This window comes from Mycobacteriales bacterium (genome assembly GCA_036497565.1).
Taxonomy (GTDB): Bacteria; Actinomycetota; Actinomycetes; order Mycobacteriales; family QHCD01; genus DASXJE01.
The window spans coordinates 1-21,381 of record DASXJE010000135.1; the positions used below are offsets into that span (position 1 = coordinate 1).

The following is a 21,381-nucleotide window of genomic DNA, read 5'->3' on the forward strand; positions in this document are numbered from 1 at the left end:
CTTCGGTGGTGAGCGCAGTCTCGTGTCTGTTGGGCGTTGGGCGGGAGAACGGTGAGCCGAGGACTGCCGCCAGGTCAGAGGCGCCAGATCGGCTTGACTCGGTTCGGGTCGATGCTGGTCCCGCCCCGTCGTGTGGCGGGCCCGACGACGACATGGCTGAGGGTTGTGGTGACGATGGCGCGCTGGCGGCCGAGATTGAGCGAGGCCCACTCGCGTCGTAGAGCGTCACCGTTGCCCACGAACCCCTCGACGGCGCTCAGGCCCTGGGCGGTGCTCAGGCGGCGGCGTGCCTCTGTGAGCCTGAGCTCGATGCCGCTTCGCGCTCGCAGCCATTCGGCAGCCGTGATGCCGCGCTCGGAGTAGAGCCCGGCAAGTTCGTCGAGTTGGGCGATATCGGCGTCGATCGCGGCCTGCAGACTTCCGTCGCTGGGGATGTCCTGCCCCGCATTGGCGAGAGCGGCGGCAAGCTCTGGTGTGTCCAGTCGGTAGAGCGTCGCCTCGGCTATCAACCGGTCGACCGGTTCCGCGGATATCGCGGTACGCCCGCAGCCGCCGAAGTCATGGCCCGATCTGCATAGGTACCGCCGACGACCCTCTCGGCTACCCGACGCCATTTTCGTTCCGCATAGGCCGCACCGACACAGTCCAGACAGCAGGTAGCTTCGTGCTCCTCGATTGTTCGCGCGGCCCGGGTTGGTGAGTATGGCGCGTAGGGCCTCGCCGCGGTCGGGGTCGACGATGGGCTCCCAGACGGAGGGGCCGATGACTTCGCCCCGGTGAACCCGCTGTCCCCAGTATCGAGGGTTGATCAGGATCTGCCGCAGCGTTGGGGTTCTCCAGGGCTTGCCCGTCACGGTTCGGACGTCGTTGTCCACGAGCCAGCGACACAGTGAGGTAAGCGTTTCGCCGGCCAGCGCGCGGTCAACCAGCTGGCGGTAGATCGCGGCCTCATGTGGATCGATCGTGACTTGGTCGGCCGCAAAGGCGAAGGGGCGGTTGCCGCCACCGTGGGGCTTGCCTGCTTGTGCGATCTCCAGTGACTTCCGCTGCCCGCGCCGTCGCTTCGAGTCGCTCTCGTTCGCCGCGACTGCGCTGAGGAGGCGCGCGACTAGCAAGCCGTCGCCGGAACCGAGATTGAAGTCACCGTGAAGGGTGACGACGCGGGTGACGCCGGCCACGGTGCAGGTCTGGACGAACTCTTCGAGTTCGATTGGTCGCCGGTGCAGTCGGTCGAGGTGCCACACGATCACGGCATCACGGCGCTGGTCCCGGAGATCTCGCAACATCCGGCGGTAGGCGGGCCGTGGCTTGGCCTGGTACGCACTGACGTCGTCGTCGACATACTCCTCGGCGACTGGCCAGTCGTGACGATCCGCCTCGTGTCGGCAGTCCTCGAGCTGACGCTGGACGCCCAGTCCGTCACCGCCGCGGTCCTGTGAGATGCGGGCATATATGGCGGCTGCCTGAACCATGGGGTGAGATTAACGATGACTGGGGAAGACCACTCTGCTGGCCGCCCTCCTGAGCCTGGTCGGTGCCGGTGAGCGCCTCGTCCTCGTCGAAGACGCAGGCGAGCTTCGACCGGAGCATCCGCACGTGGTGCGACTGGTGGCGCGGGCGGCCAACGTCGAAGGGGCGGGGGAGGTGACGCTGCGCGACCTGGTCCGGCAGGCGCTGCGGATGCGGCCCGACCGGATCGTGGTCGGTGAGGTCCGCGGCGCGGAGGTGGTCGAGCTTCTGGCGGCACTGAACACCGGCCACGACGGCGGCTGCGGCACGGTGCACGCCAACAGCGCCGCCGAGGTCCCGGCCCGACTCGAGGCGCTCGGTGCCCTCGGCGGTCTGGGCCGTACGGCGCTGCACAGCCAGGTCGCGGCCGCCGTCCAGGTCGTCCTGCATCTTGCGCGGGACGGGGACGGCCGGCGGGTGCTCGCCGAAATCAGCCTCGTCGAGCGGGTCGCCGACGGAGTCCGGGTCCGGCCGGCGTGGCGGCGCGCCCGGGGGTTGGGCTCCCACGCGGATCGCCTCGCTGCGCTGCTGCACGTGCGCGGGATCAGCAGGTCGGACATCGCGGCGTGCGGACTGCCCGCACCGGCCGTGCACTGAGGAGGCGATTGACGATGACTACCGTGGCCGCCCTGACCCTCGCCGCACTCGGCCTGCTCGCCGCACCGGGTCCTGATCGACCGGAGCGACGGCTGCAGATCAGCACCGTCGCGGCCCGGGGTGCGCCGGGTGAACCGCGATGGGCGGGACCGATGGCATGGTGTGCCCGATCAGCCGTCGGTCGCCCGGCCCGGTGGGCGGGCGCGGCGGCCGTCGGGCTGATCGCCACGGTCGCGGTCGGGCCGGGGTGCGGCATCTGCGCGGCCGTCGTCCTGGTCGTCTGCGGTCGGGCGTGGGCCGATCACCGGGACAGCCGGACCGCGCGACAGCACGAGGACGCTCTGGTCGAGGCGATCGCTGCGGTCGCCGCCGAGGTCCGTTCCGGACACGCTCCGGCCGCGGCGCTTCGAGCCGGCGGACTGGCGGCCGGCGGCGGGGTGGGCGCAGCCCTGCGCGACGCCGCCTCGACGGCAATGCTCGGCGGTGACGCCGGCGTTGCTCTGGCCGCCGCTGCGCGAGCCGGCCCGGTCGGCGACGGACTGGGCCAGGTTGCCGCGGCGTGGCAGGTCAGCGCCCGCAGCGGGGCGGCGCTCGGTGAGGTGCTGGACCGGGTCGAGCGTGACCTGCGGTCGGAGCGTGCGCGCCGCCGGCGGCTCGACGCGGAACTGGCCGGGCCCCGCGCCACGGCGGCACTCCTCGCCGGATTGCCCGTCGTCGGCCTCGGTCTCGGCGCGGCCATGGGCGCACACCCGGCCCGGGTGTTGCTGCAGACCGGTCCCGGGCAGGTCGCGCTCGCGACCGGTGCGATCCTCGACGGACTCGGCGTCTGGTGGACGGCTCGCATCGTCGACGCCGCCGGACGTGGACCATGACCGTCACGGCCGCAGCGATGGTCGCGTCCGCAGTGGGCGTGGTCTGCTGGCCCGCCGCGGCGCCGCGCAGCGATGCCGAACGGCGGGTCCGCCGCGTGACGTCGACGCCGAGCGGTCCCCCGCCCGTCCGGGCGCCGTCCGTCGGCGGGACAAGGCTGGTCGCGGTCATCGTCGCCGTGATCACTGTCGTCCTCGTCCGCTCGCCCGCCGGAGTCGCGGTCGGCGTGGCCCTCGGCCTGTTCCTCGACCGGTTCCTGCCGGCGCGGGAGAGCCGCGCCGACCGTCGCCGCCGGGCCGCGCGGGATCGGATGCTGCCCTCCACGCTCGACCTGCTTGCAGTGGGACTGCATGCGGGCCTGGCGTTCGGAACGGCTGCCGAGGTGGTGGCGACGGCGCGTGGGGGGCCGCTCGCCGACGACCTCGCCCGGGTGGCGTCGCTGATCCGACTGGGTGCCGCCCCGACCGCGGCGTGGGCCGATTACGCCGCCGACCCGGTGTGGGGTGTCGTCGCGCGGGCGGTGGCGCGCTCGGCGGACAGCGGGAACACGTTGGCCGCGACGATGGAGCGGGTCGCCGAAGACCGGCGGGCGGAGGCCGTCCAGCGCGGTGAGGGCGCGGCGCGGCGTGCATCGGTGATCGCGATGGCGCCGCTCGGGCTGTGCTTTCTGCCGGCCTTCGTTTCCCTCGGCGTCATTCCGGTCGTGATCGGCCTGGCCGCCGGCGCACTCCGATAGGGCACGGCTCGTGCACCTCGCCGTCAAGCTGCTACTGCCGGTGGAGCGGTGCCGATAGCATCATGGCCGCGTGCCGCCCGGGCGGCCACGCAGAGCACCAGGGGCCGTCATGGCGCGCAGTGGCATCACCGGGACCGACGTCGCGGACCTCGTGCGACGCTGCAGGACGCGGCCGCCGCGCTGATCCGCGGCGACGTTCGCAGCTACCTGGATCTGTTCGTACACGCCGACGACTACACGCTGGTCCCGCCGTTCGGCGGAGAGCCGCGGCACGGATTCGACGACAGCGAACACGCCGTCGAGCAGCTGTCCCGGTTCTTCACCGGCGGCGAGGCGCAGGTGGACGTGGTGCAGTCCTACATCGCGGGCGAGTGCGTCGTGCTGGTGCTGATCGAACGACAACACGGCACGGTCGGCGGGCTGCCGGATCAGGACTGGTCGTTGCGCGTGACGATGATGTTCCGCCGGGAGGGCGACGACTGGCGGTTGGTGCACCGGCACGCCGATCCACTGGTGCGCGAGATCAACCTCCGCCGTGCCGCCGAGCTGGCCCGCGGCGAGCGCCCACCTGCGGACGGGTAGCCCGGGCAACGGCTCGTAAGTCTCGTGTCAAGCACGGATCCACAGGCTGTCGAGGAGTCCACATCCTGCGGCGGACGGCCGCTCCGGGACGCCGGCCGAGGTTGGCTGAGGACATGAATCAGATCAAGCGTCTCGTTGCCCGAATGACCGCCGATGCAGGGATGACGACCGCGGAATACGCCGTCGGCACGGTCGCCGCCGTGGCGTTCGCGGTCGTGCTCTACAAGGTGGTCACCAGCTCGACCGTGATGCACGCGGTCAGTCACATCATCAGCTCGGCGCTCTCCGTCCACCTGTGAGCAGACCACGCCGCGCCGCGCCGGACGGCGGCATGGTGACGGCCGAGATCGCCGTCGCCCTGCCGGCGCTGGTGGCCCTTCTCGCCGTCGCACTCACCGCGGTCGACGTGGTCGGTGGGCACCTGAAATGCGTCGACGCTGCACGGGAGGCCGCGCGCGGCGCGGCCCGTGGTGACGCACCGGCCGTCGTGCGATCGCTGGCCGGGCGTTCTGCACCACCGGGCGCAAGGGTCGTTCTCACCGGCGACGACAGTCAGGTCAATGTGCGGGTGCAGGCCGTGGTCCGTCCGCTCGGCGGGTTTCTCCCGGCGTTCACCGTCGACGGTCGGGCGGTCGCAGCACGGGAGCCGGGCGAGGTCGGCGTGCCGTGACCGGTGGCCGTGGCCGGCGCCGATGCCGGCCGGCGGACCGGGGGAGTGGCGCAATCTGGGTGTTGACCATCGGCGCGGTGGTGCTGCTCATCGGTGGTGCGACCGTCGCACGGGGCGTGGCCGTCGTGGGCCGCCATGACGCCGAGGCGGCGGCGGATTTCGCCGCGCTCGCGGCCGCCGCCGACGGCGACCTCGGTGCCCGGGCTGCCTGCCGAGCGGCTGCGCATATCGCGGCGGTCAACGGAGCGCGGCTGGTCAGCTGTCGCGTGGTTGCCCGCGTCGCCGATGTCGAGGTGACACACCCGCTCCCGGGCCGGCTGCTGCGCCGGTGGCAGGCGCACGGGTGGGCGCGAGCCGGTCCGGCGCCATAGGGACGCCCGACGTCCCCGGGAGTGCTTCGTCGCATGGCCGCCCCGGCCACGGACGGAACCGTCGTGAGATGGTGAGCGGCGGCCGACTGCGCGGGAGGTGGCACGTGACCAACGTGCTGATCATGCATTGCCACGACCTGGGTCGGTTCGTCGGTTGTTACGGCGTGAACGGGGTCAGCACCCCGGCGATCGACGCGCTTGCTGCGGACGGTGTGCGATTCGACCGGGCGTTCTGTACGGCGCCGCAGTGCAGCCCGTCGCGGGCGTCGCTGTTCACCGGTCGCTACCCGCAGGAACACGGTGTCCTCGGGCTCACCCACGAAGACTTCGGCTGGGATCTGCGACCCGATGAACAGCACATTGCCGCCGTCTTCCACGACAACGGCTACCGGACCGCGCTCTACGGCGTCCACCACGAGTCGCGGGTGGCGCCGGACGCGGATCTCGCGCGCCGGCTGGGGTTCGACGAGGTCGTCACCGGCGGAAATGCTCCGAGGGTGGCAGGGCGTGCGGTAGCGGCGCTCACCGACCTCGCCGAGCGCGCCGAACCGTTCTACCTGCAGGTCGGCTTCAACGAGCCGCACCGCTCGCCGTCCCCGACCGACCCGCCCGGCACCATGGGGTTCCTCCGGCCGGGCGTCACGCCCGATACGTCGAACGGTGTCGCGGTGCCGCCCTACCTCGTCGACGACGACGGCTCCCGCGCGGAGATCGCCGAGTTGCAGGGTGCCACGAGCGCCATGGATGCCGGCGTCGGTGAGGTGCTGGCCGCACTGCGCCGTACCGGTCTCGAGGACGACACGGTCGTGGTGTTCACCACCGACCACGGGCTCGCGCTACCACGGGCGAAGTGCACGCTCTACGACCCGGGAATCGAGGTGGCGCTGGTCGTCCGCAGCCCGCAGCACGGCTGGACCGGCGGGCGGTCCTCCGCCGATCTCGTCTCCAACATCGACATCATGCCGACCGTGCTCGAGGCCGCGGGGATACCGGTGCCCGGCCGGGTGAGCGGTCGCAGCGTCGTACCGCTGCTGAACGACGAACCGCATCAGGCCCGCGAGCAGGTGTTCGCCCAGATCACCCATCACGACTACTACGACCCCCGACGGTGCGTCCGGACCGCGCGCCACAAGCTGATCGTCAACTTCAGCTCGGCGCCGTCGATCATGGACTCCAGCCAGTCGTGGCGGCCGCGGTCGCAACCGGTCACCGTGCAGCACGGCATTCCGCCCTACCACCCGCTCGTCGAGCTCTACGACCTCGAGCACGACCCGGCTGAGCTGACCGACGTCGCGGATCACGCCGACTACGCCGCCGTCCGGCACCACCTGCTCGCCCAACTCGCGGACTGGATGCAGGACGTCGACGACCCGCTGCCGACCGGTCCGGTACCCGCGCCGCTGCACGACCGGGCGGTCCGTCTGCTGCACCAGATGGCCGTCGAACCGCTCGACATCGCCGAGGAGAGGATGAGGACATGACCCAGGACACCGGACGCCAGCCGATCTACACCGCCGAGGCGCACGTCACCGGCGGGCGGGCGCAGGGCCACGGGCGTACCTCGGACGGGATGCTGGAGGTCGACCTGCGCTCCCCGGTCGAGATGGGTGGCGAAGGGGGCGGCACCAACCCCGAGCAGCTCTTCGCGATCGGGTTCGCGGCCTGCTTCGAGAGCGCTCTCGGAGTTGCCGCACGACGGGCCAGGGCTGAGGCCGGCGACGTCGAGATCGAGTCACAGGTCATGCTCGTGCCCACGAAGGAGCGGGCCTACCAGCTCGCCGTCGTGCTCGACGTCCGTCTTCCGTCGGTCGACGACCCGGCTCAGGCGGTCGAGCTGGTGCGGGCGGCGCATCAGGTGTGTCCCTACTCCAACGCGACCCGCGGGAACATCTACATCACGCTGACGGCCAACGGAGCTCCGGTCGAGGTGAGCGAGCCGGGCGCATAGCGCTCCGGCTCACCGTCGGAGCGAGGTCACGCCTGGCCGGTGTCGATCCGGGTGATCTTCTCCCCGGACACTCCGAAGCGCCAGACCGTGGACATCTCCCCCCAGGTGTCATTGCGGTAGGTCGCGTAGATGCGCAGGCCCTGCTCCTCTTCGCGATCGACGGTCAGGTGCCCGTGCACCGTGAAGATCTCGGCGTCGATCCATGCCGCGAGCTCGCGCGGTCGGCCGTCGTCGGTGAGTTCGGCATCCGGTGCGAGCAGCGACAGGAACACCGCACGATCACCGTCATTGATCGCGGCGACGAGTCTGGCGACCACACCGTTCATCGGTTCCCGCGGATTCACGGCCCACTCACCTGTCGTCCACCGGACCGAGCGCCGGCTTGATGTCGAGCACCGGCGTCCGGTCCAGCGCTTCGAGACCCTCGACCTGGATCCGGGTGGCCTCGACGTCGAGGATGCGCACCCGGTGCAGTCCGATCGGGTTGGGGCGGTCGGGCGACCGGGTCGTGAACACGCCCTGCAGCGGCCGGTCGGGGTCGCTACGCGGATGCACCGAGAGCACGCCCCGATCCGCGCGGTCCAGCCAGGTCAGCACGATGACGTCCGCCCCGGCCGTGAGATCACGCATCGCCTCGCGGAACTCGTGGTCGACCGCGATCCACGCGTCCGGGGTGCCCTCGTCACCCTGCCGCGGCGCGCTTTCGCGGTCGACGAGAGGGGACTCGACCAGCCCGATCGGCCGGACGGTGTACGACGTCGCACTCATCGGACCGGCCCGGCGGTGACGTGCGGGCGGGCCAGTGCGCCGAGAACCACGTCGAGCAACCGCAGCGCACCTGGCTTGTCCAGCGGCTGGTTGCGGTTGCCGCATTTCGGCGACTGCACACATGACGGGCAGCCGGCCTCGCACTCGCAGCCGGCGATCGCGTCGCGGGTCGCCTGCAGCCAGACGTCGATGGCGTCGAAGCCGCGGTCGGCGAAGCCGGCCCCGCCGGGATGGCCGTCATAGACGAACACGGTGGGGTGGCCGGTGTCGGGGTGCAGCGCGGTCGAGACCCCGCCGATGTCCGACCGGTCGCAGGTCGCCACCAGCGGGAGCAACCCGATCGCGGCGTGCTCGGCCGCGTGGGCAGCGCCGGGAACGTCGGCATCGGTCAGCCCGCTCCGCTGCAGCGTCGACTCCTCGATCGTGTACCAGACCGCGCGGGTACGCAGCTCCCGGGCCGGGAGATCCAGCGGCAGCTCGTCGATCACCTCGCCCGACGGCAGCCGCCGCCGGAGGTAGGACACCACCTGGTTGGTCACGTCGACCGTGCCCAGGTGGACGGCGACCGCGCCGAGATCACGGCTGCGCAGCGTCTCGACCACCCGGATGTCGGTGAGATCGCGGGCGGAGGTCGTCCAGGTCGGTTCCTCCTCGTGCACCAGAGCCACCGCACCCTCGAGATCGAGGTCGTCGACGACGTACGACGTGCCGCGGTGCAGGTAGACGGCGCCCCGGTGCACCGTGCTGTGGGCCGACCCGGGATCGACCGTGCCGAGCAGGCGCCCGGTGCCTCCCTCGACGACCCGCACGGGGGAGCCACCGGTGCCGCGGATGTCGACGGCCGGCCGCTCCCGGGAGGTCCAGAACCAGCCCGCCGGGCGATGTCGCAGCAGTCCGCGGCGGACCAGATCGGCGAGCAGTGCCGGCGCCCCGCCGCCGAAGAGGTCGAGCTCCTCCTCGCACAGCGGCAGCTCGGCCGCCGCGCAGGCGAGCTGAGGGCCGAGCACGTGCGGGTTGTCGGGGTCGAGGACGGTCGCCTCGACCGGCCGGCCGAAGACCGCGTCGGGGTGGTGCGCCAGGTAGGTGTCCAGCGGATCGTCGCGGGCCACGAAGACGGCCAGCGCGGGCTGGCCGGACCGTCCGGCCCGACCCGCCTGCTGCCACAGCGAGGCGATCGTGCCCGGGAAGCCGGCGAGGACGACGGCGTCCAGGCCGCTGATGTCGACCCCGAGCTCCAGCGCGTTGGTGGCGGCGACGCCGAGCAGGGAGCCGTCGGCGAGGCCGGCCTCGAGGGCCCGGCGTTCCTCCGACAGGTAGCCGGCCCGGTACGCCGCGACCCGGTCCACCAGGTCGGGAGCGGACTCGGCGAGCGCCCGGCGGGCCGAGAGCGCCACGACCTCGGCGCCGCGGCGGGACCGGACGAAGGCCAGCGTGCTGGCGCCCTCGACGACCAGATCGGCGAGCAGCCGCGCGGTCTCCGAGCCGGCCGACCGGCGGATCGGGGCGCCGTTCTCGCCGGTCAGGGCGGTGAGCGGCGGTTCCCACAGCGCAAACGTGGTCGCTCCGTGGGGGGACGCATCGTCGGTGACCTGCTCGACCGGCTGGCCCACCAGCCGGGTCGCGGACACAGCCGGGTCGGACACCGTCGCCGACGCGAGCACGAAGGTGGGGTGGGCGCCGTACTTCGCGCAGATCCGGCGCAACCGGCGCAGGACGTGCGCGACGTGGGAGCCGAAGATGCCGCGGTAGGTGTGGCATTCGTCGATCACCACGTAGTTCAGCCGTCGGAGGAACGACGACCAGCGGGAGTGCGCCGGCAGGATTCCGCTGTGCAGCATGTCGGGGTTGGTGAACACCAGCCGGCCGTGGGCGCGCACCCAGTCGCGCTCCTCGCGCGGCGTGTCGCCGTCGTAGGTCGCCGCCCGTACGTCGGTCAGCGCCAACGACCGCACGGCGCGCAGCTGATCGGCGGCCAGCGCCTTGGTGGGGGCGAGATAGAGCGCCGTCGCCCGGGGCTCGGCGAGTAACCGGGCGAGTACGGGGAGTTGGTAGGCGAGCGATTTGCCCGATGCGGTGCCGGTCGCGACGACCACCGACCGCCCGGCCCAGGCGAGGTCCGCGGCCTGCGCCTGGTGCTGCCACGGCGCCTCCACCCCGCGGACGGCGAGCCGGTCGCGAAGCAGATCGGGCACCCACGGCGGCCAACCGGCCGGGCGTCCCGGGCGGGCGGCGAGTTCCTCGACATGGGTCAACCGGGTATCGGCCGACTGCCCGATCGTCACCCGGTCGAGCAGCGGTCTTCCGCGTACCGCTGTCTTCGGGAAGCCCATGGGTTCACTCTTACATGAGACGCTCTGATTGAATCGGTACCTAGCGTGCCATCGCCGGTGCGCCTGCTGACGACAATGAATAGGGAGGTTGGGTCGTGGACCTCTCGCTCACTATGGGCACTGATTCCGCGGGTCGCACCGTCCTCGAGGTGGGGGGCGAGGTCGACGCCTATTCGGCGCCGACCCTCGGCGAGCGCATCACCGACATTCTCGACGGCGGCGAACGCCGACTCGTCGTCGACCTCGACGGGGTCGGGTTCATCGATTCCACCGGACTCGGCGTGCTCGTCGGCGGGTTCAACCGCGCCCGCGATCTCGGTGGACGCCTCGACCTGGTCTGTGGATCGGAGCGGGTTCTCAAGCTGCTGCGCATCACCGGGCTGGACGACGTCTTCACCGTCCACAGTTCGCGGGCGGACATCGGCGCGGACTAGCGGCCCGGCCGGGCGTCCACCCCGGCGCTCGTCCTGCACGCTAGGCTCCCTTAGACTCCCCGGACCGCAGGTGGCGATCGGCCGCTCGCGGTACGCCGTGGCCCGCACGACCGTCACCGTCGGTCGCCTCGGGCACGCTCATGCCTGCTTGGAGGACGAATGACCCCGCCGTACCTCGCGGAGGCCGCAAAAATCGGTGGCAGTGGCTACGGGATCGCCGCCGTCATCGCCGTCATCGCGTTGGGTGCGCTCGTCTTCGCCTATTTCCTCGCCCGAGAGGTCGTTGCGGCCGCTCAGGGCACGGTCCGGATGCAGGAGATCGCCCGCGCCGTGCAGGAAGGTGCGTCCGCCTACCTGAACCGGCAGTTCCGGACGCTGAGCCTGTTCGCGGTCATCGTGTTCGTCGTCATGCTGGTGCTCCCGGTCGAGCAGGGCGGTTGGGCCGTCCGCATCGGCCGGGCGCTCTTCTTCCTGGTCGGCGCCGCGTTCTCTGCGACCGTCGGTTTCGTCGGCATGACCCTCGCCACCCGCGCCAACGTGCGCGTCGCCGCGGCCGCCCGGGAGGGCGGTGAGCAGCGCGGCTTCCGGATCGCCTTCCGCACCGGCGGCGTGGTCGGCATGTTCACGGTCGGCCTCGGGCTTTTCGGGGCCGCGGCGGTCCTGCTGATCTTCAACCAGAACGCGCCGACGGTCCTCGAAGGCTTCGGCTTCGGCGGTGCCCTGCTCGCGATGTTCATGCGGGTCGGCGGCGGCATCTTCACCAAGGCCGCCGACGTCGGCGCCGACCTGGTCGGCAAGGTCGAGGCCGGCATCCCCGAGGACGATCCGCGCAACGCCGCGACCATCGCCGACAACGTCGGCGACAACGTCGGGGACTGCGCCGGCATGGCCGCGGACCTGTTCGAGTCCTACGCGGTCACACTGGTCGCCGCGCTGATCCTCGGCCAGGTCGCCTTCGGGTCCAAGGGTCTGGTCTTCCCGTTGGTGGTCGCTGCCATCGGCGTGCTCAGCTCGGTCGTCGGCATCCTCACCACCCGGCTGCGGTCGCGGGACCGCAGCGGCCTGGTGCCGATCACCCGCGGGTTCTTCATCTCCGCCGCCACGTCGTTGGCACTGGTGTTGATCGCCGCCTTCATCTATCTGCCGACCTCGTTCCCGCCGCTCGGCGGGACCGCGAAGGACGTCCTCGGCAAGCCGGCGGCCGGCAACCCGGCGCTGATCGCCTTCCTCGCCGTGCTGATCGGGATCGCGCTCGCCGCGGTCATCCAGCAGCTGACCGGCTTCTTCACCGACACCGCGCGCAAGCCGACCATCGACGTCGCCGCGAACTCGCGGACCGGTCCGGCCACGGTCATCCTGTCCGGCGTCTCACTCGGCCTCGAGTCGTCGGTCTACTCGGCGTTGCTGCTGGCCGGCGGGGTCTACCTCTGCTTCCTGCTCGGCGGCGGGTCGATCGCGGTGGCGCTATTCGCGGTCGCCCTGGCCGGCTGCGGCCTGCTGACCACCGCCGGCGTGATCGTGTCGATGGACACGTTCGGCCCGGTGAGCGACAACGCGCAGGGCATCGCCGAGATGTCCGGCGACATCGACGAGAAGGCCGCGCAGGTCCTCACCGACCTCGACGCGGTCGGCAACACCACCAAGGCCATCACCAAGGGCATCGCGATCGCGACGGCGGTGCTCGCCGCGACCGCCTTGTTCGGGTCGTTCAACACCGCAGTGAGTACGGCGCTGTCCGAAACCGTCGGCGGCGGTTCGCCGCCGGGCAAGCTCACCGCGCTGTCCTTCAGCCTCAACCTGTCGCAGCCCAACAACCTGGTCGGCGTGATCATCGGCGCCGCGGTCGTCTTCTTCTTCTCCGGCCTGGCGATCAGCGCCGTGTCCCGGGCCGCCAGCCGGGTGGTCTTCGAGGTGCGGGAGCAGTTCCGCACCCGGCCGGGGATCATGCAAGGGACCGAGAAGCCGGAGTACGGCCGGGTCGTCGACATCTGTACGAAGGACTCGCTGCGGGAACTGGCCACACCGGGCCTGCTCGCCGTACTCGCCCCGGTCGCCACCGGGTTCCTGCTCGGCGTGGGCCCGCTGGCGTCCTATCTCGCCGGCGCCATCGCGGCCGGGGTCCTGATGGCGATCTTCCTCGCCAACTCCGGTGGGGCCTGGGACAACGCCAAGAAGATCGTCGAGGACGGCGCACACGGCGGCAAGGGCAGCGCCGCGCACGAGGCGACGATCATCGGCGACACGGTCGGCGACCCGTTCAAGGACACCGCGGGCCCGGCCATCAACCCGCTGCTCAAGGTCATGAACCTGGTCTCGCTGCTGATCGCGACCAGCGTCGTCAAGTACGCCGACAACACCGGTCTCCGGGTCGGCGTCGCCCTGGCCGCGGTGATCATCATCGTCGGCGCGATCCTGTTCTCCAAGCGCCGCGGGTCCGGGATGGGCGACGGCGACGGGGCCAGCACCGAGGTGGCCGGCTCCGTCGACGCGATCACCCCGGTGCCGGAGTCCCCGGCGGCCGCCGAGACGATCGAGGTCGTCGAGGTCGACGTGGTCGAGGTGGTCACGCCGGACGAGGCGGAAGCCACGAACGGCCAGGGCTCATCGACGGTGCCGAAGGCGTCGAGCACGGACTCCTGACCGGATCCAACCGCGAACGGGCGGGTCAGCACCGGATGGTGCTGGCCCGCCCGTTGGCGTTACGGCCCGGCTGTTCAGGGCCTGAACGCTCAGGCTTCGGTGTCGGCCGCCTCCACCTCGTCGCTGGAGATGCCGAGCAGGTACAGCACGGTGTCCAGGTAGGGCAGGCTCAGCGCGGTGTCGGCCGCGTCCCGGACCACCGGCTTGGCGTTGAACGCCACCCCCAGCCCGGCCGCCGCGATCATGTCCAGGTCGTTGGCGCCGTCCCCGACCGCGACGGTCTGGCTGAGCGGCACCCCGGCCAGGTCGGCGAACCGGCCCAGCGCGGCCGCCTTGCCCGCGCGGTCGATGACCGGGCCGGACACCCGGCCGGTCAGCTTGCCGTCCGCGGTCTCCAGTACGTTGGCGGCCACGTAGTCGATGCCCAGCTCGGCGGCCAGCGGGTCGATGATCTGGGTGAACCCGCCGCTGACGATCCCGCATCGGTAGCCCAGCCGCTTCAGCGTCCGGATCAGCGTGCGGGCCCCGGGGGTGAGCCGGAGCGCGTGCCGCACGTCGGCCAGCACGTCGTCGCTCAGCCCGGCCAGCAGGGCCACCCGCTCCCGCAGCGACCCCTCGAAATCGAGGTCACCGCGCATGGTTGCTTCGGTCACCTTGGCCACCTCGGGCGCGCATCCGGCCCGGTCGGCCAGCAGGTCGATGACCTCGTCCTGGATGAGGGTGGAGTCCACGTCCATCACGATCAGCCGCATGGCCCGCCGCTGCAGGCCGCCGCGCTGCACGGCCACGTCGACGTGCTGCTGGACCGCCTCCCGGGACAGTTCGGACCGCAGGGTGGCCGGGTCGGCTCCGGAGACGTCCAGCTCCAGGCAGGTCACCGGGTCCTGAGCCAGCCGGGTGATCCGGTCGATGTTGGCCCCGCTGGCCGCGATCCGGCCGGTGATGGCGTTGATCGCGGCCGGGGACAGCGGGCTGCCGAGCAGGGAGACGTGCAGCCGCCCGCGCCGGTGCGGCGTATCCCGGGAGCCGGTGGTGATCTCGGCGTCGAGGCCGAGATCGGCGGCCAGTGCGCTGACCTTCCGGTGGATGGCGGTCAGGTCGGGCGGGCCGTCCGAGGCGCACAGCACACCGAGGATCAGGCGGCCCCGGATGACCACCTGCTCGATGTCCAGCACGCTCAGCTCGTGCCCGGTCAGCGCGCCGAACAGGCGGGAGGTGACTCCGGGGCGGTCCCGCCCGGTCAGAGTGATCAGCAGCGTCGTCCGCGTGGCATTCATCGCCTGGTAACGCTACCCGGCCCCCGGTTCCGCCGGGCCGCCGCCGGCCGCCTGTCGCCACAGACCACACGGTGGTCGCATCGGCCACGTCAGGGCAGCAGGAGGTGAACGTCGCCGAACTCGTGCCACAGGTAGCGCTGGTCGATGGCGGCCTGGTAGCAGCGGCTGAGCAGCTGCGGGCCGGCGAACGCGGCCAGCATGCGCAGGTGCGACGAGCGTGGCTCGTGCAGGCCGGTGAGCAGGCCGTCGGCGGCGAGCAGGGGGACCTCCGGGGTGACGATGTGGCTGGTCCAGCCGGCCGCCGCCGCGACCAGGCCGTCCCCGGCCGGCTCGGCCCGGGCCGCGGTCTCCAGCGCGCGGACCACGGTGGTCCCGGCCGCGATGACCCGGCCCCCGGTCCGCCGGGTCAGGTTGACCAGCCGGGCGGTGGCGGGCGGGACGTCGAACGGCTCCGGGTACGGCTCCTCGTCGCCCTCCAGCGAGGACACCCCGGTGTCCAGGGTCAGCGGGGCGAACGTGATCCCCCGGGCGACCAGCCGGGTCACCACCTCGGGGGAGAACGGACGGCTGGCGCTGGGCATCTCGGCGCTGCCCGGCCGGGTCGCGAACACCGTCTGGTAGGCGTCCAGCGGCCATTCCTGCTGCACGTAGGAGTACCGGATCGGCACCCCGTGCCGGAGCAGGTACGGCACCACCGCGGTGGAGAGCCGGGCCCGCCACAGGCGGCCGGTGAGCCGGTCGTCCAGGGTCAGCCGGGCGCCGCCGGGCAGCACGATCGTGTCCCCGGGCGCGCCGCCCGGATCCGGGACCGTGGCCGGCCCGGTGATCGAGCGCAGCTCGACCAGCCAGCCGCCGTCCGGCCAGGCGGTGGAGAAGTGCACCGCCAGCCGGGGGCCGGAGGGCTCGGCGCCGGCCAGCCGGGGACCGGAGGGCTCGGCCGGGATCGCGGCGACCTCGGCGGGCAGGGTGCCCGAGGTGTTGACCACGATCAGGTCGCCGGGTCGCAGCAGGCCGGGTAGTTCGCCGAACCGATGGTGGCTGATCTCGCCGGTGGTGCCCTGGCTGACCATCATCCGGACTCCGTCCCGCGGGGTGCCGCGGGACTCCGGCGGGTCGTGGGCCTCCAGGTCCGAAGGCAGGGTGAATTCGATGCTCATGACGGCCTCCTAGGAGCCGGCGCCGGCTTCGGTCCGGGCCGGGACACCGGGCAGTAGTTCCGGGGCGCGGTAGCGCCCGCTGGGCAGGCGGCCTTCGATCAGCCGCAGGAAACCGGGCACAACCTCGTCGGGTCGCGGCCGGTCGGAGATGTCCTCGCCCGGGAACGCCTCCTGGTGCATGCGGGTGCGCAGGTCGCCGGGATCGACCCACCACACGCGGACCGCATTCTCCTCGGCGGCCAGCACGTTCGACGCCTGCTCCAGCGCGGCCTTGACCGCGCCGTAGCCGCCCCAGCCGGTGTAGGCCGCGGTGGCCGCGTCGGAGGTGATGTTGAGGATCGCCCCGCCGTGGCGTCGCAGCGACGGCAGCAGGGCCTGGGCCAGCGCGACCGGCGCGACCACGTTGGCCTCGAACGCGGCCCGCAGCTCGTCCAGCGGGTAGTCGGCCAGTGCCGGAAGCGGGCTGGCGCCCAGCGTCCCGGCGTTGTTGACCAGCAGACAGGCCCCGCCGAGCTGGTCCGCCGCCTGGACCAGAGCGTCCCGGTGGGCCGGGTCGCGGACGTCGCCGCGGACGGCGATCACGCGGATACCGGCGCCCGCGTCCTGGATGGCGGCCCGCGCCGTCTCCAGTTCGGCCCCGTCGCGGGCGTCGATGACGAGCGGGTGGCCGACCGCGGCCAGCCCGGTGGCCAGCGCGTGGCCGAGCCCGCAGGACGCGCCGGTGACGATCGCGGTCCGCGGGCGGTCCGACGGGTCCGAGGGGCTCGGGCGGCCGGTTCGGGTGGTGGCTCGATGGGAATCCATGCCCTGAACGCTAGGCGCGGGCGGCGCCGGGCACATCGGGCCGCCGACCGGCTGGACCTGGGCCGATGGTCCTAGGACCGCTGGCTGATGCGCGTCCCGGGCCGACGCGGGTAACGTCGGGCCGTGACCGCAGAACCGGCGCCGCAGGCCGACGGCACCCGGGGGCTCCCGGCCGATGACACCCGGGGGCTCCCGGCCGACGGCACCCGGGGGCTCGACGAGCTCTACCGGGTCAGCCAGGTCGTGCTGTCGGTGGCCCGGCAGCTGGGCGTCCGGGACGTCCTGCAGGTCATCGTGCGGTCGGCCCGCTCCCTGGTCGGCGCGCGCTACGCCGCGCTCGGGGTCCCCGACCGCCACGGGTCGTTCGCCGAGTTCGTGGTGGACGGCGTCTCGGACCGTCAGTGGCGGGCGATCGGGCCGCTGCCCCGCCAGCACGGCATGCTCGGCGTGCTGCTCCGGGAGGCGCAGCCGGAGCGGCTGGCTGACATCCGCACCGACCCGCGCTTCGAAGGCGGCTGGCCCGCCGCCCATCCCGACCTGTCCGGCTTCCTCGGCGTCCCGGTCAAGGACGGGGGCGAGGTGCTGGCCATCATCTTCGCGGCCGACAAGGTGGTGCCGGGCGGGACCGGGACCGAGTTCACCGCCCGCGACCAGGAGCTGCTGTCGCTGTTCGCCGCGCACGCCGCCATCGCCCTGACCAACGCCCGGCTGTCCGAGCGCAGCCGGGAGCTGTCGGTGCTGGAGGAGCGGTCCCGGCTGGCCCGGGACCTGCACGACGCGGTGTCGCAGAAGCTGTTCAGCCTGCGGGCCCGGGCCCGCGCGGCCGCGGTGCTGGCCGGCCGGGACCCGGCCCGGGCCGCGGCCGAGATGGAGGCGGTCGCCCAGCTGGGCGCGGAGGCCCACGCCGAGCTGCGGGCGGTCATCGACGGGCTGGCCCCACCCGAGCTGGGCGAGGCCGGCCTGGCCGAATCGCTGCGCCGGTACGCGGTGCTGGCCGGGCGCGCGCACGGGGTCACGGTCCGGTTCCGCGCCACCGAACTTCCGGTGCTGGAGGAACAGCAGGAGGCGGCGCTCTACCGGGTGGCCCAGGAGGCCCTGCACAACGCGCTCCGGCACGCCGGAGCCCGCGAGATCACCATGGCCCTGTCCCGCAGCCCGCGCCGGGTCGTGCTCGAGGTCACCGACGACGGCTGCGGGTTCGCCCCCGACGCTCCCGGTGGGCTGGGGCTGGCCTCGATGCGGGGCCGGGCCGAGGCGACGGGCGGGACCCTGGCCATCCGCTCCGCCCCGGGTGCGGGCACCACGGTCCGGCTGGCCGTGCCGCTGCGGCGCCCGCCCGCCCATCGGGAGACGGTCCGCCGGGAGACGGTCCGGGAGGCGGGCCGTGACTGACCAGCTGACCGTGCTGATCGTCGACGACCACCCGGTCGTCCGGCAGGGCCTGCGGGTGCTGCTCGAGGTCCACGACGGGATCGCAGTGACCGGGGAGGCCGCCGACGGCCCGGCGGCGCTGGAACTAGCCGCCGAGCTGGACCCGGACGTGATCCTGCTCGACCTGAAGCTGCCCGGCCTGGACGGCATCGGGGTGCTGGCCGAACTGCGGGCCCGCGGCATCGGGGCCCGGGTCCTCGTTTTGACCAGCGGCAACGACCCAGCTCAGGTCGGCCGGGCGGTCCAGGCCGGGGCGTCCGGCTTCCTGTACAAAGACGTGGACCCGGACGCGCTGATCCGGGCCATCCGCGCCGTCAACGACGGCAACCTGCTGCTGGCCCCGGGCGCGGCCGGCCGCCTGGTCCCGGGCCTGGTCACGGCGGGTGGCTGGGGCCCGGGCGGGCCACCGGGGCGGGGCGGGCTCGCCGCGCTCACCGTCCGGGAGCGGGAGGTGCTGGAGGAGATCGCCCGTGGCCGTTCCAACCGGGAGATCGCCCGCGAGCTTCACGTGTCCGAGAAGACGGTGAAGACCCACGTCAGCTCGGTGCTGGCCAAGCTCGGGGTGCAGGACCGGACCCAGGCGGCGCTCTACGCGGTCCGGCACGCCGACGGCGGCGACGGCGCTAGGTAGTGGCCCCTACGTGGTGGCGCTGTGGACCAGGTGGGCGTAGACGATGATGTTGCTGTCGTAGTGCCCGGTGGCGCTGTCGAACACCCCGCCGCAGGTGATCAGGCGCAGCCCGGGGTACCCGATCTTGCCGTACACCTCCTGGGTCGGGAAGTTGTCCTTGGACGCCTTCTGCAGGCCGTCGACCACAAAGTTGGCCGTGATCCCGTCGGACAGGGTCACACCGATCTGGTCGCCCTTGGCCAGGTCCTTCAGGTAGTAGAAGACCGACAGTCCCTTGTAGTCGTCCACGTGGCCGAGGATGACCGAGGCGCCGTCCTCACCGGGGGTCGGCCCGTACTTGTACCAGCCGGTGAGGTTGTGCACGGTCAGCGGGGGTGTCTGCACCTCGCCGTTGGTGAGCAGGCCGACCTGCTCGATCGGGGCCGACACCCCGATGGAGGGGATCTGGATCTTCACCGGGGTGGACCGGCTCAGGGCCAGCGCGGCCGGGTCGGGCTTGGCGTTGGGCACGGAATTGCCCACTGAGGGCGGGGTGTACTGGGCCCCGGCCACCGTGGTCTTGGTGGTCAGGCCGTAGACCGAGACACCCACGCCGATCACCGCCACCACCGCGGCCGCGATCATCATGCGCAGGGCCCCCCGGCTGCGGTTCTTCCGGCCCGCGGGCCGGTCACCGGCGCGGTTGCCGGAGCGGTTGGGCGGGCCGTTCCGGGCCGGGCGGCCAGTTTGCCCGGCCCGGACCCGGGCCTGCGGGGGCCGCTCGTCCCAGGCCGGCAGGTCCACGACCGTCTCGTCCACGGTGGGCCGGCGCGGGGGAAGTTGGGGAAGGTCCTGGTCGCTGCCGCTCCAGGCGGGCAGGTCGAAGGAGGTCTCGTCGGCGCTCTGCCGGGGCAGGTCCACCGAAGTATCGTGCGCGGTCTGCCGGTGCAGATCGACCGAGGTCTCATCCGCGGCCGGGCTGGGCAGGTTCAGCGAGGTCTCGTCCATGGCCTGCTGGGGGAGATCCACGGACGTCTCGTCCGGAGCCCAGCGCCGGGGGGGCTGCTCCGGCTGGCCCTGGTCGGGCCGGCTCTGGTCGTCCCAGGCGGGCAGGTCGAACGAAGTCTCGTCGGCGGCCGGCCGGGTCAGGTCGATGGACGTCTCGTCCGCGGCCCGCCGCGGGGGCTGCTCATCCTCGTATCGGGGCGGCAGGTCGTACCGGATCGGCTCCAGCCAGGCCGACCGGTCCCGCTCCGGCCGTTCCCGGTCAGGCCAGGGCTGCTCATCCGGGGCTGAATCGCGCCGGTGGCGACCGCTGGACATCAAAGCTCCTGTTCCGGGACGACTGGCACGGCGTCAAAGCAGCTCACACCGGTCTCATCCGTGACAGGACCGGCTGACCCAGGTTAATCCTCCGGATACATCTCAAGCTGCTGATTTCATCGAATGCCAGACATGCGACGACCCGGCCGGGGCTCCGGTCCGTGCTCCGGAGCCCCTGCCGGGCCTAAGCCAGCGTGGCTGGCGATGTCACCGCGAAGGTCAGGCGGAAGCCCCGGCCTTGCGGAAGCGGCGGTAGGCCAGGAAGCCGATGCCGCCCGCGGCCACGGCCGCAGCCGCGCCACCCGCGGCCAGCGGGGCGTCACTGCCGCCCTTGGTGCTGCCGCCACCACCGGTGCCGGCGCCACCGACCGGAAGCACGCCAGCCGACGGGCTGCTGGTCGCGACCGGGGTGACCGAGCCGGCCGGAGCCGGAGCCGACGACGAGGCCGGCGCGGTCGGGACCACGCTCGGGGTCGGGCTGGCCGGCGGCGTGGTCGGCGTGGTGCTGGTCGGCGGCGGGGTCGGGTGCTTGGTGCAGGTGCACCCGGCCGGCGCGGTCGTGGTCGTGGTCACGCTGACGCTCGGCGTCGGGGTGGAGGGCGGCGGGGTGTGACCCTTGCCGCAACCACAGGTCGCATGAGCCGGGGACACCGTGGCCGCCGAAGCTGCGCTGCTGAACATCACCGTCGACCCAGCGGCCAGGAGCGGAACACTGAGCGCGGCGGTGGCCATCATCTTGCGAGGACGGTTGGACAGGAAGTTCATTTACTCCCGCTCCTTTTCTGTCTGCTTATTCCGGTGGCTTCGCCCCGTGCGGTCCAGCGGCCCGGCAGCACGGCCGGTGGCGCAACACGGAGTGACGAGCCGACTACGTACGCGATAATCACGACACATCAGTTCTCCCGGTCATATCGGTCATGCAGGGTGATAATCCCGGAATCTGTGACGCCCTTCCCCTTACCGCGAGAAGCGTTCTCAGGCGCCGGTCAGCTTATCGACCCCCTCACCCGCTATTGCGATAGGACGGCGCATTTCATGCGGATGTGAGACCTAACGTTTATTTAAATCCGGAGTCGCCTGGCGAAACCGGACAAAATTCCACGAGCTGGACCGCCCCGGTCTCCCGCCCGGCCGACGAGACGGACCGCACACGGAGCGGGTCTCGGTTCCAGTGGGCCGGCCACGGCGTCGTAGCGTAGGTTCGGGTCTGGACGCTGGCTGCTCGCCACGTTGAGTAGGGACTCGCCGCGCTTGGCGTAGGGAGGGACGGAATGTCCGACGAGGTGTTGCGGTTGCGCGGCGTTGGGGTCCGGCGGGAGACGTC

At 72.3% G+C, this 21,381-nt stretch carries 21 protein-coding genes and 1 pseudogene; 14 read left to right on the top strand and 8 right to left on the bottom strand.

Features of this window, described 5'->3' with window-relative positions; all coding sequences use genetic code 11:
* Positions 1-74: 74 nt before the first annotated feature.
* Positions 75-1,472: a recombinase family protein gene (locus tag VGH85_11565; GenBank protein HEY2174435.1), complete on the bottom strand. Its 1,398-nt coding sequence runs from the start codon at positions 1,470-1,472 to the stop codon at positions 75-77.
* A gap of 22 nt (positions 1,473-1,494) precedes the next feature.
* Between VGH85_11565 and VGH85_11570 the strand changes: the two are divergent.
* The 9 genes and pseudogenes from VGH85_11570 to VGH85_11610 all read left to right on the top strand — a co-directional run bounded on the left by VGH85_11570 (position 1,495) and on the right by VGH85_11610 (position 7,283).
* Positions 1,495-2,106 (top strand): annotated as a pseudogene (locus tag VGH85_11570) (ATPase, T2SS/T4P/T4SS family).
* Positions 2,107-2,120: 14 nt separating this feature from the next.
* Positions 2,121-2,978 (top strand): type II secretion system F family protein, encoded by an 858-nt coding sequence (locus tag VGH85_11575; GenBank protein HEY2174436.1) that lies wholly within the window; start codon positions 2,121-2,123, stop codon positions 2,976-2,978.
* Positions 2,975-3,712 (top strand): type II secretion system F family protein, encoded by a 738-nt coding sequence (locus VGH85_11580; protein ID HEY2174437.1) that lies wholly within the window; start codon positions 2,975-2,977, stop codon positions 3,710-3,712. The genes VGH85_11575 and VGH85_11580 overlap by 4 nt, the downstream gene beginning before the upstream one ends.
* A gap of 48 nt (positions 3,713-3,760) precedes the next feature.
* Complete coding sequence (locus VGH85_11585; protein HEY2174438.1) at positions 3,761-4,294, top strand: nuclear transport factor 2 family protein; 534 nt, start codon at positions 3,761-3,763, stop codon at positions 4,292-4,294.
* 113 nt (positions 4,295-4,407) lie between these two features.
* On the top strand, positions 4,408-4,593 hold the full coding sequence (locus VGH85_11590; protein ID HEY2174439.1) for a DUF4244 domain-containing protein: 186 nt from the start codon (positions 4,408-4,410) through the stop codon (positions 4,591-4,593).
* Entirely contained in the window at positions 4,590-4,964 is a 375-nt protein-coding gene (locus VGH85_11595; GenBank protein HEY2174440.1) for a TadE family type IV pilus minor pilin, read from the top strand. The genes VGH85_11590 and VGH85_11595 overlap by 4 nt, the downstream gene beginning before the upstream one ends.
* Positions 4,961-5,335, top strand: coding sequence for an Rv3654c family TadE-like protein (locus VGH85_11600; GenBank protein ID HEY2174441.1), 375 nt, complete (start codon positions 4,961-4,963; stop codon positions 5,333-5,335). Before VGH85_11595 ends, VGH85_11600 begins: the two co-directional genes overlap by 4 nt.
* A gap of 104 nt (positions 5,336-5,439) precedes the next feature.
* Positions 5,440-6,816, top strand: a complete 1,377-nt coding sequence (locus VGH85_11605; protein ID HEY2174442.1) for a sulfatase — start codon at positions 5,440-5,442, stop codon at positions 6,814-6,816.
* On the top strand, positions 6,813-7,283 hold the full coding sequence (locus VGH85_11610) for an organic hydroperoxide resistance protein (GenBank protein ID HEY2174443.1): 471 nt from the start codon (positions 6,813-6,815) through the stop codon (positions 7,281-7,283). The genes VGH85_11605 and VGH85_11610 overlap by 4 nt, the downstream gene beginning before the upstream one ends.
* Before the next feature lie 26 nt (positions 7,284-7,309).
* On the opposite strand, the gene VGH85_11615 is transcribed toward VGH85_11610, so the two are convergent.
* The 3 genes from VGH85_11615 to VGH85_11625 are packed head-to-tail and all read right to left on the bottom strand — an operon-like array spanning position 7,310 to position 10,381.
* Positions 7,310-7,627 (bottom strand): hypothetical protein, encoded by a 318-nt coding sequence (locus VGH85_11615; protein ID HEY2174444.1) that lies wholly within the window; start codon positions 7,625-7,627, stop codon positions 7,310-7,312.
* 7 nt (positions 7,628-7,634) lie between these two features.
* On the bottom strand, positions 7,635-8,051 hold the full coding sequence (gene tsaA, locus VGH85_11620; protein ID HEY2174445.1) for a tRNA (N6-threonylcarbamoyladenosine(37)-N6)-methyltransferase TrmO: 417 nt from the start codon (positions 8,049-8,051) through the stop codon (positions 7,635-7,637).
* On the bottom strand, positions 8,048-10,381 hold the full coding sequence (locus VGH85_11625; GenBank protein ID HEY2174446.1) for a DEAD/DEAH box helicase: 2,334 nt from the start codon (positions 10,379-10,381) through the stop codon (positions 8,048-8,050). The genes tsaA and VGH85_11625 overlap by 4 nt, the downstream gene beginning before the upstream one ends.
* A 95-nt stretch (positions 10,382-10,476) precedes the next feature.
* On the opposite strand from VGH85_11625, the gene VGH85_11630 reads away from it, so the two are divergent.
* Positions 10,477-10,815, top strand: a complete 339-nt coding sequence (locus tag VGH85_11630) for an STAS domain-containing protein (GenBank protein HEY2174447.1) — start codon at positions 10,477-10,479, stop codon at positions 10,813-10,815.
* 159 nt (positions 10,816-10,974) lie between these two features.
* Complete coding sequence (locus VGH85_11635; GenBank protein ID HEY2174448.1) at positions 10,975-13,455, top strand: sodium-translocating pyrophosphatase; 2,481 nt, start codon at positions 10,975-10,977, stop codon at positions 13,453-13,455.
* 89 nt (positions 13,456-13,544) lie between these two features.
* Here the strand turns inward: VGH85_11635 and serB are convergent, their stop codons facing one another.
* From serB to VGH85_11650, 3 genes are all read right to left on the bottom strand, one after another.
* Entirely contained in the window at positions 13,545-14,732 is a 1,188-nt protein-coding gene (gene serB, locus VGH85_11640; protein ID HEY2174449.1) for a phosphoserine phosphatase SerB, read from the bottom strand.
* An 89-nt stretch (positions 14,733-14,821) separates the two neighbouring features.
* Positions 14,822-15,889 carry an S-adenosylmethionine:tRNA ribosyltransferase-isomerase gene (locus VGH85_11645; GenBank protein ID HEY2174450.1) on the bottom strand — a complete coding sequence of 356 codons (1,068 nt, stop codon included), beginning with the start codon at positions 15,887-15,889 and terminating at the stop codon, positions 14,822-14,824.
* A gap of 9 nt (positions 15,890-15,898) precedes the next feature.
* On the bottom strand, positions 15,899-16,693 hold the full coding sequence (locus VGH85_11650) for an SDR family NAD(P)-dependent oxidoreductase (protein HEY2174451.1): 795 nt from the start codon (positions 16,691-16,693) through the stop codon (positions 15,899-15,901).
* Positions 16,694-16,816: 123 nt separating this feature from the next.
* Here VGH85_11650 and VGH85_11655 point away from each other — a divergent pair, with 123 nt between their 5' ends.
* A complete protein-coding gene (locus tag VGH85_11655; GenBank protein ID HEY2174452.1) occupies positions 16,817-18,085 on the top strand; it encodes a GAF domain-containing sensor histidine kinase in 1,269 nt (422 codons plus the stop codon).
* A complete protein-coding gene (locus tag VGH85_11660; GenBank protein ID HEY2174453.1) occupies positions 18,078-18,755 on the top strand; it encodes a response regulator transcription factor in 678 nt (225 codons plus the stop codon). Before VGH85_11655 ends, VGH85_11660 begins: the two co-directional genes overlap by 8 nt.
* 6 nt (positions 18,756-18,761) lie before the next feature.
* Here the strand turns inward: VGH85_11660 and VGH85_11665 are convergent, their stop codons facing one another.
* Positions 18,762-20,057 (bottom strand): class F sortase, encoded by a 1,296-nt coding sequence (locus VGH85_11665; GenBank protein HEY2174454.1) that lies wholly within the window; start codon positions 20,055-20,057, stop codon positions 18,762-18,764.
* Between the two features lie 268 nt (positions 20,058-20,325).
* Between VGH85_11665 and VGH85_11670 the strand changes: the two genes are divergently transcribed.
* On the top strand, positions 20,326-20,670 hold the full coding sequence (locus VGH85_11670) for a hypothetical protein (GenBank protein ID HEY2174455.1): 345 nt from the start codon (positions 20,326-20,328) through the stop codon (positions 20,668-20,670).
* Positions 20,671-21,381 lie beyond the last annotated feature (711 nt).

Bases quoted from the DNA above. Each gene is read 5' to 3' on its own strand.
- VGH85_11565 (HEY2174435.1), bottom strand. From the start codon at position 1,472: ATGGTTCAGGCAGCCGCCATATATGCCCGCATCTCACAGGACCGCGGC.
- VGH85_11575 (HEY2174436.1), top strand. From the start codon at position 2,121: ATGACTACCGTGGCCGCCCTGACCCTCGCCGCACTCGGCCTGCTCGCC.
- VGH85_11580 (HEY2174437.1), top strand. From the start codon at position 2,975: ATGACCGTCACGGCCGCAGCGATGGTCGCGTCCGCAGTGGGCGTGGTC.
- VGH85_11590 (HEY2174439.1), top strand. From the start codon at position 4,408: ATGAATCAGATCAAGCGTCTCGTTGCCCGAATGACCGCCGATGCAGGG.
- VGH85_11610 (HEY2174443.1), top strand. From the start codon at position 6,813: ATGACCCAGGACACCGGACGCCAGCCGATCTACACCGCCGAGGCGCAC.
- tsaA (HEY2174445.1), bottom strand. From the start codon at position 8,051: ATGAGTGCGACGTCGTACACCGTCCGGCCGATCGGGCTGGTCGAGTCC.
- VGH85_11625 (HEY2174446.1), bottom strand. From the start codon at position 10,381: ATGGGCTTCCCGAAGACAGCGGTACGCGGAAGACCGCTGCTCGACCGG.
- VGH85_11635 (HEY2174448.1), top strand. From the start codon at position 10,975: ATGACCCCGCCGTACCTCGCGGAGGCCGCAAAAATCGGTGGCAGTGGC.
- serB (HEY2174449.1), bottom strand. From the start codon at position 14,732: ATGAATGCCACGCGGACGACGCTGCTGATCACTCTGACCGGGCGGGAC.
- VGH85_11645 (HEY2174450.1), bottom strand. From the start codon at position 15,889: ATGAGCATCGAATTCACCCTGCCTTCGGACCTGGAGGCCCACGACCCG.
- VGH85_11650 (HEY2174451.1), bottom strand. From the start codon at position 16,693: ATGGATTCCCATCGAGCCACCACCCGAACCGGCCGCCCGAGCCCCTCG.
- VGH85_11665 (HEY2174454.1), bottom strand. From the start codon at position 20,057: ATGTCCAGCGGTCGCCACCGGCGCGATTCAGCCCCGGATGAGCAGCCC.
- VGH85_11670 (HEY2174455.1), top strand. From the start codon at position 20,326: ATGCCGCCCGCGGCCACGGCCGCAGCCGCGCCACCCGCGGCCAGCGGG.